We start from the raw sequence: 15,820 nt of genomic DNA on the forward strand, positions 1-15,820 counted from the left end.
TTTGCCTGGGGGTCTCAAATTCTTTAGGACACTACAAAAAGAAACGTGCCCTTTCTCCCGTGGGGAGTAGGGCACGTTAACGCTCAATGGAAAGGGGGGTGCTGTCTTAGGCTGCGAGGCCGAAATCCATCAGGAATAGCTCAACTTCGTACAGCTCCTCCTCGCGAGGGGAGCGGTTATTTACCGCATTGAATGCGGCAACGATATTGTCGGTTGTTGCCGGGGTGGTTCCGCGGTCAACGAGCTCCTCAGTGACGAGCGCTTCCATTGGGGTTGCATCCAATGCGTCAAGGCCTGTGCCGGTGGCACTCTTGAATGTCGTAGTAAACGAGGAAATCAGTCCGTTAATGGTATTCATTGATGCTCACCTTCTTTCAGTCCGTGCAATGAATCAACGGCCGCTTAAGGTGGGTATAGAAAATGGTGGCCGAGCTGATGTTTCTAACATGGTACGCTCGGTCCGCTAAGTAATCAACCTGGAGTTACGCGTTTGTTAACTTTTTGTTAACTTAAGGCGTGGAGTGAAGCAGGCCCTAGTGCTTGCTGGACAAGCCGGGGAACAGCTCCAATCCGAAGTAGTGGTTGATGGAATCCTTGGCAATCCAGGAGATGGCAACCAGGATGATGACGCCCAGTACGGCGTACACGGTCCATCCCAAGATCTTCATCTGAGTGGAAGCTTCGGTATCGCCCACGATAACGCCCTCGTTGTTGCGAATCGGGTCACCGGTCATGCAACGCATGCCCAGAGCGAAAAGGAGCGGGATACCAGCGCCGAAGGCGAGCGCCAAACCAGCGACGCGAGAAATAGCGACGAGAATTTCCATTGCGGTCATGGCGTTGTCCTACTTTCCTTTAATGGTGGTGGTGTGAGCGGCGCTGTAGGCATCGTTGATCACGCCGTGTGCGGCATTGGCAGCACCTGGTGCGTTGCCAGTGGTGACACCTGCGGCGACCTTCTCGTGTGCCTGCAAGGAGGAGTCGACGGTCTCTGCGTCAGCGTCCCAATCGTCGTTGACATTGGAAGCATCAACCGGGTTGCGGCGAGCACGCATCAGGATGACGGCGACCATGGCCAGCAGGATGATGGCGTCGACGATAGCGCCGGTGAGAGTGTTGGTAGCACCACTAACGAGGTGAGCAATCCACCAGGTGACGAAGCCAACCGCCGCGGCGCAAGGAAGGGTGATGAGCCATGCGGCAACCATACGCATTGCGACGCCCCAGCGAACCTGGGCGCCTTTCTTGCCCAGGCCGGTACCGAGGATGGAACCGGTGGAAACGTGGGTGGTGGACAGTGCCATACCGCCAGCGGCGGAGGTGAGGATGATGGCTGCGGAGGAAGCCTCAGCTGCCATGCCCTGTGGGGACTCAATCTCAACGAGGCCCTTGCCCAGGGTACGGATGACGCGCCAGCCGCCGGACAAGGTGCCGGCTGCGATGGCCACAGCACAAGCAACGATGACCCAGGTCGGGATGCGCTGGTCGGAGTTTGCCTCACCGGCTGCAACGAGGGCGAGGAAGATGACACCCATGGTCTTCTGGGCGTCGCCAGCGCCGTGTGCCAGGGAAACCAGGCAGGCGGTGACAATCTGGCCGTGGCGGAAGTGTCCGTTCTTTACGCGCTCCGGAATGGTGTTGGTGACCCAGTAGACCAACGCGGTACCGCAGGCGGAAACCATCGCTGCGATGAAAGGGGAGGCGATAGCCGGGATGATGATCTTGCCGGCGATGGAGGCCCAAGCGACGCCGCCGGTTCCCAGCGCTGCGAAAGCGGCTCCGATGAGGCCGCCGAACAGTGCGTGGGAGGAAGAGGACGGCATGCCCAGGAGCCAGGTGAACAGGTTCCAGAAGATGCCGCCGATGAGGCCGGTGAAAACGACCATGAGGAGGGCTTCGCCGTCGGCGCCTACGGAGAGGTCGTAGGAGTCGAGGTTCACGATACCCTTGGCCACGGTTGCGGCCACGTGGACCGACAGGAATGCACCGATGAGGTTGAGAGCTGCGGAGATTGCAACTGCGGTGAAGGGCTTCAGCGCACCGGTGGCGATGGAGGTTGCCATTGCGTTGGCGGTGTCGTGGAAACCGTTGGTGAAGTCAAAGGCGAGGGCAGTGACGACCACAATTGCCAAGATGATCAGTGTCGCTGTCACAATCGCGACCCCTTTCAAGATTCTGTTGAGGGATTTGAGACGGGTTAAGACTTTGCTTTGAAAATTAAGCAGTGTCGCAACCACAAATCGAGCTACCAAGGGTCTAGCGTAGACCCCTTGCAATTCTCTTCCTAATCTTGGGGTTTAGTCGTGAACTGGGGTTTTGTGGTTTATGTGCGCTAACTAATTCATTAACCCAATTACCTTTAGTGAAGATTTCCGCGGTATACGCCTCGCGTTAACCTGCCGTTAACCAAAGGGGTGGAGTGAGGACTCCACCCCAACTGACCTTTCCTAATTAGGACTCTGGTTAAGCCTCAATAGGCAACCACGCGTAGCCGTATGGGCCTAACTCGACCGGACCCAGATCCACGGATTCCTCAGTGAAGTTGTGCAGGCACAACAAGCTGCCACGCTGGAACGCAAGAATGCCGGCCTCGCCGGTCTCGACAGCCTCGAAGGGGGCAGTGGCCAACTCCGGGAAAGCCTTGCGCTGTGCAATGAGTTCGCGAACGGTGTTGAGCAAGGAGGTTGGGTCATCCTTTTGCTCCGCCACGTTAACCTTCGTGCCGCCCACGATGGGGCGCCGCGGGTGCGGGGCAGTGGTGAACCCGGCGCCGTCGCCAGGTTCCCATTGCATAGGGGTGCGCACTGCGTCGCGGTCTGGCAGGGCAGGCGAATCGCCCATGCCAATCTCATCCCCGTAGTAGAGGAAAGGCGAGCCCGGCATGGTCAGCAACAGGGAGTAAAACAGCTCAATCTTGCGGCGGTCATTTCCCAGCAACGGAGCCAAGCGCCTAGCGATGCCCACGTGCGCGCGCATCTCGTCATCCGGCAGGTAATGGTGGTACATCAACTCGCGACGCGACTCGTTCACCATTTCCAGCGTGAGCTCGTCATGGTTGCGCAGGAAGGTGCCCCACTGGCAGCCCTCGGGCAGCTCCGGTGTCTCCTCCATGATGTTGTAAATGGGGGTGGCGTCGCCAAGCGCAAGCGCCTCGTACAAACGCGGCATCAGCGGGAAGTTGAACACCATGTGCACGCGGTTGCCCTTGCCGAAGAACTCCATGGTCTCCGCCGGAGGCTGGTTGGCCTCGGCGATCATGACAGCCTCGGGATAGTTCTCGTCAACGAAAGTGCGCAGCTTCTCAATGAACTCGAGGGTTTCGGGCAGCGATTCGCCGCCCGCTCCGTCGCGCTCGTAGAGGTATGGGATTGCGTCCAAGCGGAAGCCGTCCAGGCCCTTGTCCATCCAGAAGCGCACGATGTTGAAGACTTCCTCGTGCACCGCGGGGTTGTCGTAGTTGAGATCCGGCTGGTGCGAGTAGAAGCGGTGGAAGTAGTACTGCTGGCGCACCTCATCCCAGGCCCACGTAGAATCTTCCACGTCGGTGAAGATGATGCGGATTTCGGGATAGCGGTCTGGATCGTCGCCCCACACGTAGTAGTCACCGTATGGGCCTTCGGGATCGCGGCGGGAGGCCTGGAACCACTCGTGCTCGGAGGAAGTGTGGTTGAGCGCGAGGTCAGTCATGAGCCGCATGCCGCGGCTGTGAACCTCAGAGATGAGCTGCTCGAAGTCCTCCATGGTGCCGTAATCGGGATGGATGGAGTAGTAGTCCGCGATGTCGTAGCCGTCATCTTTGAGCGGGGAGGCATAGAAAGGCGAAAGCCAGAGACAATCGACGCCGAGCCACTTTAGATAGTCAAGCTTTTCAATGATGCCTTGGAGCGTGCCCACGCCCTTGCCACCGGCTGCCTCGGGATTCCCGGTGGCGCCGGAGTCTTTGAAAGAGCCAACGAGGGCTTGGTAGAAGATGGCGTTCTGGTACCAACTCATCTGAGGTCCTTTCTTTTGGCGCGCCACAGGAGGTATTCAATACCGCAGAGCACAGCGGCGAGAATCCCCGGCCAGATGGCGGGCTCGGGTTGGAAGAGATTGAGAATTGCTTGTGCGATGGCGAGAAAGGCGAAAAAGCCGACGAATCCTAGGGCAGTGTCCCACAAAAGTGCGTGGCGCATTAGCTGATTTTGAGGTTAAAAGCGGTTCCGTCCGAGAGCTTCACGCTGGTCACGCCCTTCTTGAGAGCGGCAAACCCGGCGTTGAACTCCGTGGTACCGTCGGTACGTGCTGGGGTAAATTCGGCGACCTCAGGATTGCTGACTTCTGCGGTGAGCCCGTTGGATTCGGTGATGACGAGGTTTTCGCCGAGCTTTAGATCGATGGTCTGCCCCGAAAGCTCCGCGGGTCTCAAGATGACGGGGGCGGGTGCGCCGACGGCTTCGCTTCGTTCCACTGCGGTGCTTTCCTCCTCTTGAGATGGTGTGCACGCAGTGCCGGCCAATGCCATGCTTGCAGCCGCTGCGATAACTCCCAGGTGCTTCAGCATTAGGCCTTGACACCTCCGGCGGTCAGGCCGGCCACGATGCGGTGTTGGAAGATGAGAACCATGATGATGAGCGGAATGGTCACGAGTGCACCTGCTGCCATGGTGGCGGCGTACGGGTACTCGAAGGCCGAGGGGCCGGAGAAGCGTGCGATGGCCACGGTTACTGGTTCAGTGGAGTCGTTGGAGAGCTGACGAGCCAACATGAACTCATTCCACGTAGTGATGAATGCGATGATGGCGGTGGTAAACAGCGCCGGGGCAGCGAGCGGCAACAGTACGAGACGGAAGGCCTGGCCGCGCGAGGCGCCGTCGACGCGAGCGGCTTCCTCCAGTTCCCATGGAAGCTGACGGAAGAAGCTCAGTAGCGTGTAGACCGTCAACGGCAGTGCAAAGGAGATGTTCGGGATGATCATGGCGCGGTAGGTGCCGATCCAGTCCAGGTTGCCGAACATCTGGAACAGCGGGGTGACCAATGCGATGGCAGGGAACATCGAAGCCGCCAGGATGATGCCGGTGACGATTCCCTTGCCAGGGAAGTTGTAGCGGGCCAGCGCGTAGGCGGTGAAGACACCCACTGCTACGGCGATGGCGGTGGTGGCCAACGAGATGGCCAGCGAGTTGCCGAGTGCCGCCAAGAAGTTGTTGCCCTTGTCAGTGGCCAGTGCGTCCTGGAAGTTTTCCATGGTGACGTGGGTCGGCCACGGGGTGGTGTCGAAGGTGTGGTCCTTGTGCCGCAGTGCCGTTACGACCATCCAGTAGAAGGGGGCCAAGCCCCAGAACATGATGAAGATGATGCCGGCGTAGTGTCCGAACTTTTTCATTACTGGGCCGCCTTCCTATTCGAGCGCCGCTCATTGCCGGAGACATCAGCTCCCAGGAAGCGAACCAGGATGAAGGCAACGAGGAAGATGAGCAAGAAGATGAGAGTCGATAGTGCCGAGGCAGAATTGAAGTTGCCTTGGCGCATATCCTCAACCACCAGCTGGGAGATGGTGGCAGTGGGCGCGTTAGACGACGCCGAGATCATGATGACCGGAAGGTCGTACATGCGCAGTGCGTCGAGGGTACGGAACAAGATAGCCACCATGAGGGCGGGGCGCACCAGTGGCAACGTGATCTTGAAGAAGGTCTGGATGCGGCTCGCGCCGTCGACACGCGCGGCGTCATACACGTCCCGCGGAATCATTTGCAGGCCAGCCAAGATGAGCAGGGCCATGAATGGGGCGGTCTTCCACACGTCCGCGATGATGACGGCAAGACGGGCGTAGAACGGGTCCGTGGTCCAAGAAATATGGGTTCCCAGCAGGGAGTTCACGATGCCATCTGGGGCGAACATGAACTGCCACAACTTAGCCGTCACAGCCGTAGGAATAGCCCACGGCACCAGCACTGCCGCGCGGACAAGGCCGCGGCCCTTGTACTCACCATTCATGATGATGGCCATGAACATACCGAGGATGGTCTCCAACAACACGGTGACCACGGTGAAGAACAGCGTAATCTTTAGCGCCGGCCAGAAGTCCGTGGCGATAACGCCAGGAGGGCACTGCGAGATCTGCCCGGTGCCAGAAACACAACGGTTATTGATCCAGTACAGGTAGTTCTCAAGGCCGGCGAAGCCGCCTTCCTCGAAAATGCCCGTTTTGGGGTTCAAGTGGCGATTTCCCTGGAAAGAAAGCCAGACAGCACGCAGGATGGGGTAGCCGATAACAACGGCTAGCACAATCAGTGCCGGTGCGATAAGGCCCGCGGCATTGAGGTTCTGCTTGCGCTTCATGGCTGTGGGAGTTGTTACTGCCACGCTGGGACGCCTTTCTGCAGTAAGTGATCAGGTTGGCTAAGAGTTTAACGGGTGTGCCGGACATCAAAGACAATGCGGGGCGTGTGTGAGCACACAAGCTCACTCACGCCCCGCATTCTCAGCTCTCTATCTAAAAGAGAACCTAGTTAAAAGGGACTGGTCTTTTAGCCCTGGGAAGCAGCCTCGATAGCAGCCTTCATGTCCTTGGTTGCGTCATCCACGGACTTGTCAGCGGTCAGCGCTGCGTAAGCGTTGTCCTGAACAGCCTTGGAGATTGCGGTGTAGAACGGGGAGACCGGACGCGGTGCGGCGTTTTCCAGGGACTCCTTGAGAGCTGGCAGGTACGGGAACTGCTCGATGAGGGCAGCATCGTCGTAGACGGAAGCCAGAACCGGCGGGAAGGAAGCCTCAGCGAAGGACTTCTGGTTCTCCTCGTTGATGATGAACTTCATGAAGTCCAGCGCGGTGGCCTTCTTCTCGGAGTTGATGTTGATGCCGTTGTTGTAGCCACCCAGGGTGGAAACGCCAACGCCGTCCTTGCCTACCAGCGGCTGGACCTCGAACTTCACACCTTCATCCTCAGCGTTGGTGTACATGTACGGCCAGTTGATGGCGAAAGCGGTCTTGCCCTCGGTGAAGGCCAGGTTGGTCTCCTCCTCGGTAGCGGCGGTGGAATCCTTGGAGATGACGCCGTCCTTGTAAGCGTCGACAAGCGCCTGCAGACCAGCCTTGGACTCAGCCGAGTCTACGGAAGGAGTGCCGTCGTCAGCCAGAACGGAGCCGCCCCAGCCCTCCATGAAGCCTGCGGTATTTACAGTCAGGCCTTCGTACTGCTTGAGCTGTGTGGTCAGGCAGGAGGTGTCCTCCTTGAGCGCCTCGCAAGCAGTCTTGATGTCGTCGAACTTCTCTGGTGCTTTGTCAGCCAAGTCGGTGTTGCGGAAGAGGAGCTGGCCGTTGGTGTTCTGAGGCAGAGCGTAGAGGGTGTCGTTGTAGGTAGCGGACTCAACGGTGGACTCGAGTAGATCGGAGGTGTCAACCTCCAGATCGCCGGTCAGCGGAGCGAGCCACTGGTTTGCGGCGAACTCTGCGGTCCAGACGACGTCGAGTGCCATGACGTCGTAGTCAGAGTTGCCAGCCTGCAGGGACTGTACGAGGGTGTCGCGCTGAGCGTCTGCCTCACCGGCGAGCTCCTTGAGGGTGACCTTCTCGTCAGGGTGCTCCTTGTTCCACTTCTCGATGACCGGCTGGATCTTGTCGGTGTCGTTCTTACCCATCGCGAAGGTGATGGGGCCGCGGCCGTCAGCGCCGTCGGCGGAACCGCTGGATGCGGAATCGGAGGAACCCTCGTCAGAGGAGGATGAGCAGCCTGCCAATACCAGCGCGAGAGCAGCGGTGGTGACAACGGCGCCCTTGCGGGCGGTGTGGAGGCTGGAACGAAGTACGGACTTCTTCATGGGCATTTCACCTTTCGGAAAACTTCTGGTGACTTAAAAATAAGTTAAAACGAGCACATCGCGCGGGGGTTTGACTTATTTCCCGGTCTGAGACCGTTATTTTTTCCGAAAGTCCCAGTAGAAAGACGCGGTCGGGGGTGAGATCCACCCCCAACGTCTTATTAGGAGTTAATGCGTTCGCCCGTTTCGGGGTCGAAGTGATGCGCTTTATTCGGGTCGAAAGATAGATGTACGCTGTCGCCGCGCTGTGGAGTGTGTGCTTTATCTGCGCGGGCGACGAAACGCTGGTTGCCAACGGTGACGTAGACATAAGACTCAGCGCCGAGTTCCTCGACGATGTCAACGATGCCGGAGATATCAGTCGGGGCTTCTGTGATGAGCATGTCCTCTGGGCGAACGCCGATGCGGCCTTCGTTGTAGTTGAAGATGTTCATGGCAGGCGAGCCGATGAAGCCAGCGACGAATTCGTTGACGGGGGCGTCGTAGAGCTCGCGTGGGGGAGCGACCTGCTGCAGGACGCCGTCCTTGAGTACAGCCACTCGGTCGCCCATGGTCATGGCCTCGACTTGGTCGTGCGTGACGTAGACGGTGGTGGTGCCCAGGCGCTGCTGCAGGCTGGCGAGCTCCGAGCGGGTCTGGACGCGTAGCTTCGCGTCCAAGTTGGACAGCGGCTCATCCATGAGGAAGACCTTGGGATTACGCACGATGGCGCGGCCCATGGCTACGCGCTGACGCTGACCGCCGGAGAGGTCCTTCGGCTTGCGGTCGAGGTACTCGGTCAGGCCGAGGGTGGCTGCGGCCTCGTCGACTTTTTTCTTAATCTCATCCTTAGGCAGCTTGGCGAGCTTGAGGGCAAAGCCCATGTTCTCAGCTACGGAAAGGTGCGGGTAGAGGGCATAATTTTGAAAGACCATGGCGATATCGCGCTCGCCTGGTTCGAGGCCGGTGACGTCTTTATCGTCGATGAGAATGCGGCCGCTGGAGGTCGGCTCAAGACCTGCCAAGGAGCGCAGGGTGGTGGACTTTCCGCAGCCGGATGGGCCGACGAGCACCAGAAACTCACCATCTGCGATTTCCAGGTCAAGGTCCTTGACCGTGGGCTGGGCGGCGTTGGGGTAGGTGATGTTGACCTTCTCAAAAGTGACCTTTGCCATGCGCCTACACTAGCACCCCCGTTAAATAGCCTATGCTGGTCGGCGCTATGAAAAAGCTTGCTCCACTCCTAGCTCTGCTCGTAGCCGGCTGTTCTGGTGCCGATACCGTAGATAACGCGGCTTCGTTTACCACTAACAATGCCGTTGGAGCTGCGGATGAACAGGCTCCGAACGCGGAAACGTCAGGCGCGCGTCTGTTTCGGAAAGACCGGAAACTACATCAAATTCAGCACCACGCGACACCACTTTCAGCAATATCTTCGGTGAGCAAGCTGAAGCTGCCGGGGTCCGCGACTATTTAGAAAACCACGGCAAGTTCGACACTGCATTAATGAAAGACAGTCTGAATACTGCGGGCCTTCAGCTTTCCGATGCTGAGGTTACCGAGTACGGGCAATGGGTATGCGAGTGGGTAGACCCGAGAATTCGCTACACGGTGGCTATGGAAGGAAACGGCGACTCACTGCAGGGCGATCTGCGTGGGACGCATGACCTCCTCATTAAGGACACCGTCGAATGGTTGCCGGGGCAGCGCGGCATAACTATATCCCCTGAGCAGGTAGAAAAAGCCCTGCCGCAGGCGGTGTTGACCACCTGTCTTGATTAAAAGGGCAAGCAGGAAATCCTGGATAAGCCTGGCTGGTTCTAGTGTGGGCGGGGTGGTTATGCGCATTAGCTAGTGTCAGCCGGGGCTGCTTTTAGGTGGCGGGTAATCTCGGTGGCATGACAGCTCCACTTGATATTGAACGCATTCGTACCGCGCTAGCTGATGACTTCGCTGTAATTGATTACGTAGAGCAGACCGGTTCAACCAACACGGACCTCATGCAGGCGGAAAACGTCGCTGATGGCACCGTGCTGTTGGCCAACGAGCAGGTCTCCGGCAAAGGCCGCTTGGGCCGTACTTGGGTTAGCCCGGCGGGTTCACAGCTGATTCTTTCGGTGCTCATCCTTCCCGAGACCCTTGAGTACCTCGGCACTTTGCCGCTTGCTTCTGGTTTGGCGGTCACCGATACGGTTGAGGGCTCCGTGCTTAAGTGGCCAAATGACGTCCACATCGACGGCAACAAGCTTTGCGGCATTCTCGCCGAAGCTGGCCCAGTGGGCGCTGCCTTCAAGTCCGCGCCGAAGACTGAGTTTAATAAGGCGGAGGTTAACAAGGCTGAGGTCGCCCCGAAGACCGAAGCAGGAGCTACGCTGTCTGCACGCGTTGTCGTGGGCATGGGTCTGAACGTCACCTTGACCCGCGAGCAGCTGCCCATCGAGAAGGCCACGTCCCTGGCCCTCGAAGGCCGCGACACCGACCGCACCGAGCTGGCAATTGCTTTACTGAAGAACTTGCGCCGCCGCATCACCCAGTGGGAGAACCAGGATCCACAGCTGATGGCTGACTACCGCAAGGTCTGTTCTTCCATCGGCCAGGAAGTTCGTCTTGAGGCGCCGACTGGCGACGTCGTCGGTGTCGTCGAAAGCATCGCCGACGACGGACGCATCAACGTCGGCGGCGAGTACTACTCCGCCGGCGACGTCACGCACCTGCGCCCGGTCCAGTAGCGACTCGTTACCGCGCCGCGTGGAGTGGCGGGGCGTATTAAAGCACAATTTGCCAAATAAGGCCCGCCCCAGAGCGTGGTAGGCATTCCTATTTGGCAAATTGTGTCTATTTAGCAACCTCCTGGCTGATGTAGTCACCGAACAGGCGGGTGGAGTCGGCCAGCGCCAGCGCTGCGACGAGCATGACCACCACTGCGATGGTCACCGGGTTGAGGGCAGTGGACAGGCCGCAGATGAGGCCGAGCGCGAGGGCGGCGAAGAAATAGGCGATTTCGCGCTGCGAGATTTCCGAGGACCGCAGGCGGATGATGGACAACACCCCAAACAGGCCCAGTCCGATGCCCATGGAGACTTCCGCGGAGGTGAGCATCGTGGAGACACCGAGCACACCGATGTTGACGCCGATGAAGGCAACGACAAGGTCAGCGCGGTGGTGGCGGGGGAAGTATACAGCGAAAACAAGGGTGAGGATGGCGGCAATGTCGACGGCCATCATGAGCGCGGTGGTGGTCATAAGGGGATCTCCTCTTCAATCAGTGGTGTGCTGTCGGAGACGAGTATCGAAGACCAAATTGTGGGAAAGCTTTTGAAAATGTGGGATTAGGTGTGAAGTCTTCGCACAGTTAGCCCGAGAGTTCGCTGAATGGTTCCTGTGGGGGGGCGGGCTCCTGCAAGTTCCCGCTCCGGAATGCTTTGGCCCCACCTACGCCATGCTTGCCGACGCCGTCGCCTCCTGCGGGTATCATGCACCCCTATGGGATTGATGAAGATGGGCCGCGGTGAAGTCGTCCGCGTAGATATGACCGCGCCGTACCGTGCGCTCCTTTTCCCATTTCTCGAGCTCATCCTCATCACCGGCCTGGCCTGGATGGCCATCGGCTGGGCGGATTCTTATGGCCTTGACGTCAATCTTCGCAACGGCATCGTGGGCCTGTGGGCGGTACTTTCCCTCTGGCGCTTTGGCCTGCCGCTGTACCGCACGCGGCGCCGGCGCTTCATCGTGACCAACCTGCGCGTCATCGCGCGCGAGGGCAGCCACGTGGACTCGATCCCACTGCGGGATATTCGCGGCGCTAGACGCCGCCGCGGCGGCATCTCCCTCGCTATCCACGGCTACGAGCGCCCGATGTACTTCCCTTCCATCCCCAAGGCCAAGCGCGTGGAGGAGATCCTCAACGAGCAGGAGCTCTTCTAATTCTTAACCTCTGTGGCGTGCAGCTGGTGGTCCAGATCCTCAGGAGCCAGGTTGGCTTGGCCAAACTCTTGGGTCAGCGGCAGGCGCATTTCGAGGTCGGTGCCGGGGCATAGCTCGATGGTGGCGTGGTCCACAACGTAGTCCAGGACGTGTCCGCCGGAGGTGCGATCGACGTCGATAAAGTGCACGTGGCAGCCCGGCACCGAGATTCCCTTTTCAAAGACCGGAGTGCGGAAGCCGCCGATGATGCCCTCGACATCGGTGAAGTGCAGCTCCTTATCGCCGCCCACGGCCTCGGCCATTGGGGGATAGGGCTTGGACTGCTTGACCACGGTGCGGGTGGTCACCGAGCGGAAGCGGCCCGAGATTCGCACGGCATACATGTAATTCGCGGAGGGCTGAATCTCATCCACGAAAGCTGAAAGCTCGGAGCGCAGCATGCCCTGCGGCGCCTCGACCTTGATGCGCGGCACAAAGTTCGTAGCCACCGCAAAGGGCGTTCCTTGGTCCAGGTCCGCGATGGTGGCAGTTCCGTCGCCGCGCAGCTGGTAACACACGCCGTCGAGGATGATCATCTCGCCATCGAGGGCGTCGAACGTGCCGATGCCGAAGTTACCCTTGCCGAGTAGCTCGCCGATGGTCATCTCACCGTCATAGATGCCGTCGAGAAGGGCCGTCATGAGGGAGTTTTGGAAGATAGTATGCCGGACGATCATAGCCTTAAGGCTAGTATTGGACAGGTGAGTCAACAAGCAAAGCCCATCGTTACCGTTTTTGGCGACGGCCAGCTCGCACGCATGTTGCAGCCGGCAGCCGCTGAGCTAGACATCCATTTGCGCATCCTCGCCTCCTCCGGCGAGCAGTCCGCAGCGCAGGTCATCCCGGACGTTGTCCTGGGGGATTACCACGACTACGACACTCTCGTCGGCGCGTCCCAGGACGCGGACGGCCTGACTTTCGAGCACGAGCACGTGCCTACCGAGCATGTGCAGGCGCTTATCGACGCCGGATACAATGTCCAGCCCCAGCCTTCTGCACTGTTGTACGCGCAGGACAAGCTGCTCATGCGCCAGAAGCTCGCGGAGCTGGGTGCACCAGTCCCGCGTTTTGCCGCGATTGAAACCGTGGCAGATGCGCTGGACTTCTTCGGACTCGTTGAGGGCCGTGTGTGCCTGAAGGCCCGCCGCGGTGGCTACGACGGCCACGGCGTGTGGTTCCCTGAAGCGCATGAGCTGGAGTCATTGGTTGCCAAGCTGCTTGATGCGGGCACACCCCTCATGGCAGAGGAGAAGGTCACGCTGACCCGCGAGCTTTCCGTGCTCGTTGCCCGCCGCCCTTCCGGCGAAGTGAAGGCTTGGCCGATCACCGAGTCCGTGCAGCGCGACGGTATCTGCGCCGAGGCTTTCGCCCCCGCGCCGGGGCTGAGCCCTGAGCTGGCAGAGCGTGCTGCTAAGGTCGGCGAACTCGTGGCCGCGCAGCTCGGCGTCACGGGCGTCTTGGCGGTTGAGCTCTTCGCGTTTAATGCTGATGCCGGTGAAGACATCGCCGTCAACGAGCTGGCCATGCGCCCGCACAACACCGGCCACTGGACCCAGGATGGCTCAGTAACCTCGCAGTTTGAGCAGCACCTGCGCGCGGTCTTGGACCTGCCGCTGGGCGCTACCGATCCGCTGGCGCCTATCACCGTCATGGCCAACGTGCTGGGCGGCCCTGCCGACCCAGAAATGCCGATGCGGCAGCGCGTGCGCGAAGTGATGGAGCGCTACCCGCAGGCCAGGATTCACCTGTACGGCAAGGACTATCGCGCCGGCCGTAAGATTGGCCACGTCAACGTCGTGGGCACGGATGTGGCTAAAACCCGCCGCATCGCTGCCGATGCCGCACACTTCCTCGTCCACGCTGAGTGGGCCGAAGCTTAAGGAGATTTTATGGAACCGCAGGTTGGTCTGATTATGGGCTCCGATTCCGACTGGCCCACCGTCAAACCCGCAGCCGAGGTGCTCGCGGAGTTCGGCGTGCCTTTCGAGGTGGGCGTGGTCAGCGCGCACCGCACCCCGGAGAAGATGCTGGCTTATGCCAAGTCCGCGCACGAGCGTGGCCTGCAGGCCATCATCGCCTGTGCGGGCGGCGCGGCGCACCTGCCGGGCATGGTTGCGGCGGCTACTCCGCTGCCGGTTATCGGCATCCCGCGTGCGCTTAAGGAGCTCGACGGTATGGACTCGCTGCTGTCCATCGTGCAGATGCCGGGCGGCGTGCCGGTTGCGACCGTGTCCATCGGCGGCGCAAAGAACGCCGGCCTGCTGGCCGTGCGCATCCTCGGTGCTGGCGATCCTGCCCTGATGCAGAAGATGGCAGAGTACCAAGAGAACATGGCCGCCGAGGTCGAACAGAAGGACGCGAACCTGCGCGCGAAGCTTCTCGGCGAGTAGGGGCCGCGATTGCCTCCTGCAGTAAATGCACGTTTGATCGTAGAGCCAGCTCTCGGTCAAACGTGCGGCAGTCGGCTAGCTCTTGGTCAAACGCGCGGCAGTCGAGACGCGGGGAATGTAGGTTGTCGGGACCTTGACGCCCGTGGGGGTGGCGTTGTGCGCGATGGCCGCGGTCAGTTGTTGTACCGCTAGGCGGCCAAGCGCCGCCATATCTTGGTCCACCACAGAAATGGGGACCGGCTGCAGGCGGAAGAAGTTGAGGTCGTCGAATCCGACCAATGCGATATCCGTACCAATACGCTTGCCCGCGTTGTAGCAGGCCTCCAGTGCACCGGCGGTCATCATGGAATCGCCCGCGACGATAGCCGTGACGTCCTTTTCAAAGAGCTCCAGCGCTCCGACGTAACCGTCCTTGCGGCGATAGCCACCCTGCGCATAGAAGGTACTGAACTCGCTGGTCGCGCCGCGAAAAACCTTGAGTCGCTGCCGGCCCGTGGATGTTTGTTGAGGCCCCGGGATGTAGCCGATGCGCTCGTGGCCCTTCTGGCGCAGCTGGGTCAGCGCGGCGAACATGCCGGGCCGTGGATCGGAGGCCACGGCAGGGAAGGGGGCTAGCTCGCGGTCAATGAGCAGAAGCGGGCGGGACTTCGCGGCCTCGTTGAGAGCGGCCTCTGCACCTTCGACGGGGACGGTGATGATGCCGTCGACTTGGCGCCAGGTCAGGGCATCGAGAGCCTTGGCCAGGCGCTCCGGGGATTCCGAACACGTGGTCATGATTGCGGCAATTCCCTCGCGTTCGGCCTCGGCCTCGATGGCGGCGGCGATGAGCGCGAAGTATGGGTCGGCAAGGTTGGGGATGACCACACCGATGGCGTCGGAGCGGGAGCCGCGCAGCGCGCGGGCCTGGGCATTTGGGCGGTAGCCGAGCTTTTCCGCGGCGTCTTTGACCTTTTTCGTGGTGGCCTGCGAAATGGCCGGATGGTTGGCCAATGCGCGCGAGACCGTGGAGATGGACACTCCTGTGGCCGCGGCGAGGTCCTTCAGAGTCGGTGTGGCCACGGTGTCCTTCCTGGATTAAGCTCGTGCTTTATGTCCGGACCTATCTTAGTCCCCCTGTTGGTATTGGGAGCTCGCGTCCAAGGCGGCGTGCCAGGTCCTATGCTCGAGCGTCGCCTTGAGCGCGCATTTTTGCTGTGGCGCGGGCAGGACATCATCGTGTCCGGACGCGGAGAAGCCGAGGTGATGGAGGCTTATCTCATTGGCAGGGGAGTGCCAGCCGAGAAAATCATCGTCGAGCCCAACGCCACGAGTACCAACGAAAATTTGGAGAACTCCCTCGCGCTGTACCGCGCGCCCTACTTTGATGTGGTCACCAGTGACTTTCATGCCTTGCGGACCAAGCTGTGGTCGTGGCACCTGGGAATTCCCGTGCGCGTGCACTCTGCCTTTACGCCGTGGGAGCTGAAGCCGGAGAACTATCTGCGCGAAGTCTTGGCCACCCCGCATTCGGCCGCGCGCATCATTTGGCGGAGGATTTGCGCTGCTGTGTATGACCAGTAGCACCTAAAAGTAGATTTCAGGGATATCACTATGCAAGTTTATGCAAACGATTGACTGGCCCTTGAGCTGCGACTTAACCTAAAACCCGTAGTGAGTTACACACGGAAGAAAGGGCAATAGGTTATGACCA

The 15,820-nt window shown here is 59.9% G+C and carries 19 protein-coding genes; 6 read left to right on the plus strand and 13 right to left on the minus strand.

The annotated features are described in order from the left end of the window. Positions 1–106: 106 nt before the first annotated feature. The 10 genes from HMPREF3153_RS10835 to HMPREF3153_RS10880 all read right to left on the minus strand — a co-directional run bounded on the left by HMPREF3153_RS10835 (position 107) and on the right by HMPREF3153_RS10880 (position 8,952). Complete coding sequence (locus HMPREF3153_RS10835) at positions 107–358, minus strand: hypothetical protein (RefSeq protein WP_070420857.1); 252 nt, start codon at positions 356–358, stop codon at positions 107–109. Between the two features lie 175 nt (positions 359–533). Continuing rightward, complete coding sequence (locus tag HMPREF3153_RS10840) at positions 534–836, minus strand: hypothetical protein (protein WP_046646527.1); 303 nt, start codon at positions 834–836, stop codon at positions 534–536. A 9-nt stretch (positions 837–845) separates the two neighbouring features. Next, the gene (locus HMPREF3153_RS10845; protein WP_083281036.1) at positions 846–2,153 is read right to left on the minus strand and encodes an inorganic phosphate transporter; all 1,308 of its coding nucleotides are present in this window, start codon (positions 2,151–2,153) and stop codon (positions 846–848) included. Between the two features lie 310 nt (positions 2,154–2,463). Next, positions 2,464–3,993: a maltose alpha-D-glucosyltransferase gene (treS, locus tag HMPREF3153_RS10850; RefSeq protein WP_070420858.1), complete on the minus strand. Its 1,530-nt coding sequence runs from the start codon at positions 3,991–3,993 to the stop codon at positions 2,464–2,466. Beyond that, entirely contained in the window at positions 3,990–4,175 is a 186-nt protein-coding gene (locus HMPREF3153_RS10855) for a hypothetical protein (RefSeq protein WP_005528030.1), read from the minus strand. Before HMPREF3153_RS10855 ends, treS begins: the two co-directional genes overlap by 4 nt. After that, positions 4,175–4,543, minus strand: a complete 369-nt coding sequence (locus HMPREF3153_RS10860) for a hypothetical protein (protein ID WP_070420859.1) — start codon at positions 4,541–4,543, stop codon at positions 4,175–4,177. Before HMPREF3153_RS10860 ends, HMPREF3153_RS10855 begins: the two co-directional genes overlap by 1 nt. Beyond that, a complete protein-coding gene (locus tag HMPREF3153_RS10865) occupies positions 4,543–5,364 on the minus strand; it encodes a carbohydrate ABC transporter permease (protein WP_005528032.1) in 822 nt (273 codons plus the stop codon). The genes HMPREF3153_RS10860 and HMPREF3153_RS10865 overlap by 1 nt, the downstream gene beginning before the upstream one ends. Continuing rightward, positions 5,364–6,320, minus strand: coding sequence for a carbohydrate ABC transporter permease (locus HMPREF3153_RS10870; protein ID WP_070420860.1), 957 nt, complete (start codon positions 6,318–6,320; stop codon positions 5,364–5,366). Before HMPREF3153_RS10870 ends, HMPREF3153_RS10865 begins: the two co-directional genes overlap by 1 nt. A 188-nt stretch (positions 6,321–6,508) precedes the next feature. Continuing rightward, positions 6,509–7,798: an ABC transporter substrate-binding protein gene (locus tag HMPREF3153_RS10875; RefSeq protein WP_046646525.1), complete on the minus strand. Its 1,290-nt coding sequence runs from the start codon at positions 7,796–7,798 to the stop codon at positions 6,509–6,511. A gap of 161 nt (positions 7,799–7,959) precedes the next feature. Continuing rightward, entirely contained in the window at positions 7,960–8,952 is a 993-nt protein-coding gene (locus HMPREF3153_RS10880; protein WP_046646524.1) for an ABC transporter ATP-binding protein, read from the minus strand. Between the two features lie 331 nt (positions 8,953–9,283). Here HMPREF3153_RS10880 and HMPREF3153_RS10885 point away from each other — a divergent pair, with 331 nt between their 5' ends. Then, positions 9,284–9,559 carry a PC4/YdbC family ssDNA-binding protein gene (locus HMPREF3153_RS10885; protein ID WP_083281038.1) on the plus strand — a complete coding sequence of 92 codons (276 nt, stop codon included), beginning with the start codon at positions 9,284–9,286 and terminating at the stop codon, positions 9,557–9,559. Between the two features lie 116 nt (positions 9,560–9,675). Continuing rightward, positions 9,676–10,506, plus strand: coding sequence for a biotin--[acetyl-CoA-carboxylase] ligase (locus HMPREF3153_RS10890; protein WP_070420861.1), 831 nt, complete (start codon positions 9,676–9,678; stop codon positions 10,504–10,506). 106 nt (positions 10,507–10,612) lie between these two features. Here HMPREF3153_RS10890 and HMPREF3153_RS10895 read toward each other — a convergent pair whose 3' ends face one another. Continuing rightward, the gene (locus HMPREF3153_RS10895; protein ID WP_052953218.1) at positions 10,613–11,020 is read right to left on the minus strand and encodes a DUF4956 domain-containing protein; all 408 of its coding nucleotides are present in this window, start codon (positions 11,018–11,020) and stop codon (positions 10,613–10,615) included. Positions 11,021–11,260: 240 nt separating this feature from the next. Between HMPREF3153_RS10895 and HMPREF3153_RS10900 the strand changes: the two genes are divergently transcribed. Continuing rightward, positions 11,261–11,701: a hypothetical protein gene (locus tag HMPREF3153_RS10900; protein ID WP_005528042.1), complete on the plus strand. Its 441-nt coding sequence runs from the start codon at positions 11,261–11,263 to the stop codon at positions 11,699–11,701. On the opposite strand, the gene budA is transcribed toward HMPREF3153_RS10900, so the two are convergent. Further along, positions 11,698–12,417: an acetolactate decarboxylase gene (budA, locus tag HMPREF3153_RS10905; RefSeq protein ID WP_046646521.1), complete on the minus strand. Its 720-nt coding sequence runs from the start codon at positions 12,415–12,417 to the stop codon at positions 11,698–11,700. The genes HMPREF3153_RS10900 and budA overlap by 4 nt on opposite strands. Between budA and HMPREF3153_RS10910 the strand changes: the two genes are divergently transcribed. Together HMPREF3153_RS10910 and purE are read left to right on the plus strand one after the other, a co-directional pair. After that, a complete protein-coding gene (locus HMPREF3153_RS10910) occupies positions 12,403–13,620 on the plus strand; it encodes a 5-(carboxyamino)imidazole ribonucleotide synthase (RefSeq protein ID WP_070420862.1) in 1,218 nt (405 codons plus the stop codon). The genes budA and HMPREF3153_RS10910 overlap by 15 nt on opposite strands. 9 nt (positions 13,621–13,629) lie before the next feature. Beyond that, positions 13,630–14,130: a 5-(carboxyamino)imidazole ribonucleotide mutase gene (purE, locus tag HMPREF3153_RS10915; RefSeq protein ID WP_005528045.1), complete on the plus strand. Its 501-nt coding sequence runs from the start codon at positions 13,630–13,632 to the stop codon at positions 14,128–14,130. A gap of 75 nt (positions 14,131–14,205) precedes the next feature. Here the strand turns inward: purE and HMPREF3153_RS10920 are convergent, their stop codons facing one another. Then, positions 14,206–15,189, minus strand: coding sequence for a LacI family DNA-binding transcriptional regulator (locus tag HMPREF3153_RS10920; RefSeq protein ID WP_005528046.1), 984 nt, complete (start codon positions 15,187–15,189; stop codon positions 14,206–14,208). 30 nt (positions 15,190–15,219) lie between these two features. On the opposite strand from HMPREF3153_RS10920, the gene HMPREF3153_RS10925 reads away from it, so the two are divergent. After that, positions 15,220–15,690: a YdcF family protein gene (locus HMPREF3153_RS10925; RefSeq protein ID WP_070420863.1), complete on the plus strand. Its 471-nt coding sequence runs from the start codon at positions 15,220–15,222 to the stop codon at positions 15,688–15,690. Positions 15,691–15,820: the final 130 nt, after the last annotated feature.

Source organism: Corynebacterium sp. HMSC06C06 (assembly GCF_001807295.1).
GTDB lineage: Bacteria > Actinomycetota > Actinomycetes > Mycobacteriales > Mycobacteriaceae > Corynebacterium > Corynebacterium striatum.

Bases quoted from the DNA above. Each gene is read 5' to 3' on its own strand.
- HMPREF3153_RS10885 (WP_083281038.1), top strand. From the start codon at position 9,284: ATGAAAGACAGTCTGAATACTGCGGGCCTTCAGCTTTCCGATGCTGAG.
- HMPREF3153_RS10840 (WP_046646527.1), bottom strand. From the start codon at position 836: ATGACCGCAATGGAAATTCTCGTCGCTATTTCTCGCGTCGCTGGTTTG.
- treS (WP_070420858.1), bottom strand. From the start codon at position 3,993: ATGAGTTGGTACCAGAACGCCATCTTCTACCAAGCCCTCGTTGGCTCT.
- HMPREF3153_RS10895 (WP_052953218.1), bottom strand. From the start codon at position 11,020: ATGACCACCACCGCGCTCATGATGGCCGTCGACATTGCCGCCATCCTC.
- HMPREF3153_RS10870 (WP_070420860.1), bottom strand. From the start codon at position 6,320: ATGAAGCGCAAGCAGAACCTCAATGCCGCGGGCCTTATCGCACCGGCA.
- HMPREF3153_RS10880 (WP_046646524.1), bottom strand. From the start codon at position 8,952: ATGGCAAAGGTCACTTTTGAGAAGGTCAACATCACCTACCCCAACGCC.
- HMPREF3153_RS10865 (WP_005528032.1), bottom strand. From the start codon at position 5,364: ATGAAAAAGTTCGGACACTACGCCGGCATCATCTTCATCATGTTCTGG.
- HMPREF3153_RS10835 (WP_070420857.1), bottom strand. From the start codon at position 358: ATGAATACCATTAACGGACTGATTTCCTCGTTTACTACGACATTCAAG.
- HMPREF3153_RS10890 (WP_070420861.1), top strand. From the start codon at position 9,676: ATGACAGCTCCACTTGATATTGAACGCATTCGTACCGCGCTAGCTGAT.
- HMPREF3153_RS10860 (WP_070420859.1), bottom strand. From the start codon at position 4,543: ATGCTGAAGCACCTGGGAGTTATCGCAGCGGCTGCAAGCATGGCATTG.
- HMPREF3153_RS10925 (WP_070420863.1), top strand. From the start codon at position 15,220: ATGTCCGGACCTATCTTAGTCCCCCTGTTGGTATTGGGAGCTCGCGTC.
- purE (WP_005528045.1), top strand. From the start codon at position 13,630: ATGGAACCGCAGGTTGGTCTGATTATGGGCTCCGATTCCGACTGGCCC.
- budA (WP_046646521.1), bottom strand. From the start codon at position 12,417: ATGATCGTCCGGCATACTATCTTCCAAAACTCCCTCATGACGGCCCTT.
- HMPREF3153_RS10855 (WP_005528030.1), bottom strand. From the start codon at position 4,175: ATGCGCCACGCACTTTTGTGGGACACTGCCCTAGGATTCGTCGGCTTT.
- HMPREF3153_RS10875 (WP_046646525.1), bottom strand. From the start codon at position 7,798: ATGAAGAAGTCCGTACTTCGTTCCAGCCTCCACACCGCCCGCAAGGGC.
- HMPREF3153_RS10900 (WP_005528042.1), top strand. From the start codon at position 11,261: ATGGGATTGATGAAGATGGGCCGCGGTGAAGTCGTCCGCGTAGATATG.
- HMPREF3153_RS10910 (WP_070420862.1), top strand. From the start codon at position 12,403: ATGCCGGACGATCATAGCCTTAAGGCTAGTATTGGACAGGTGAGTCAA.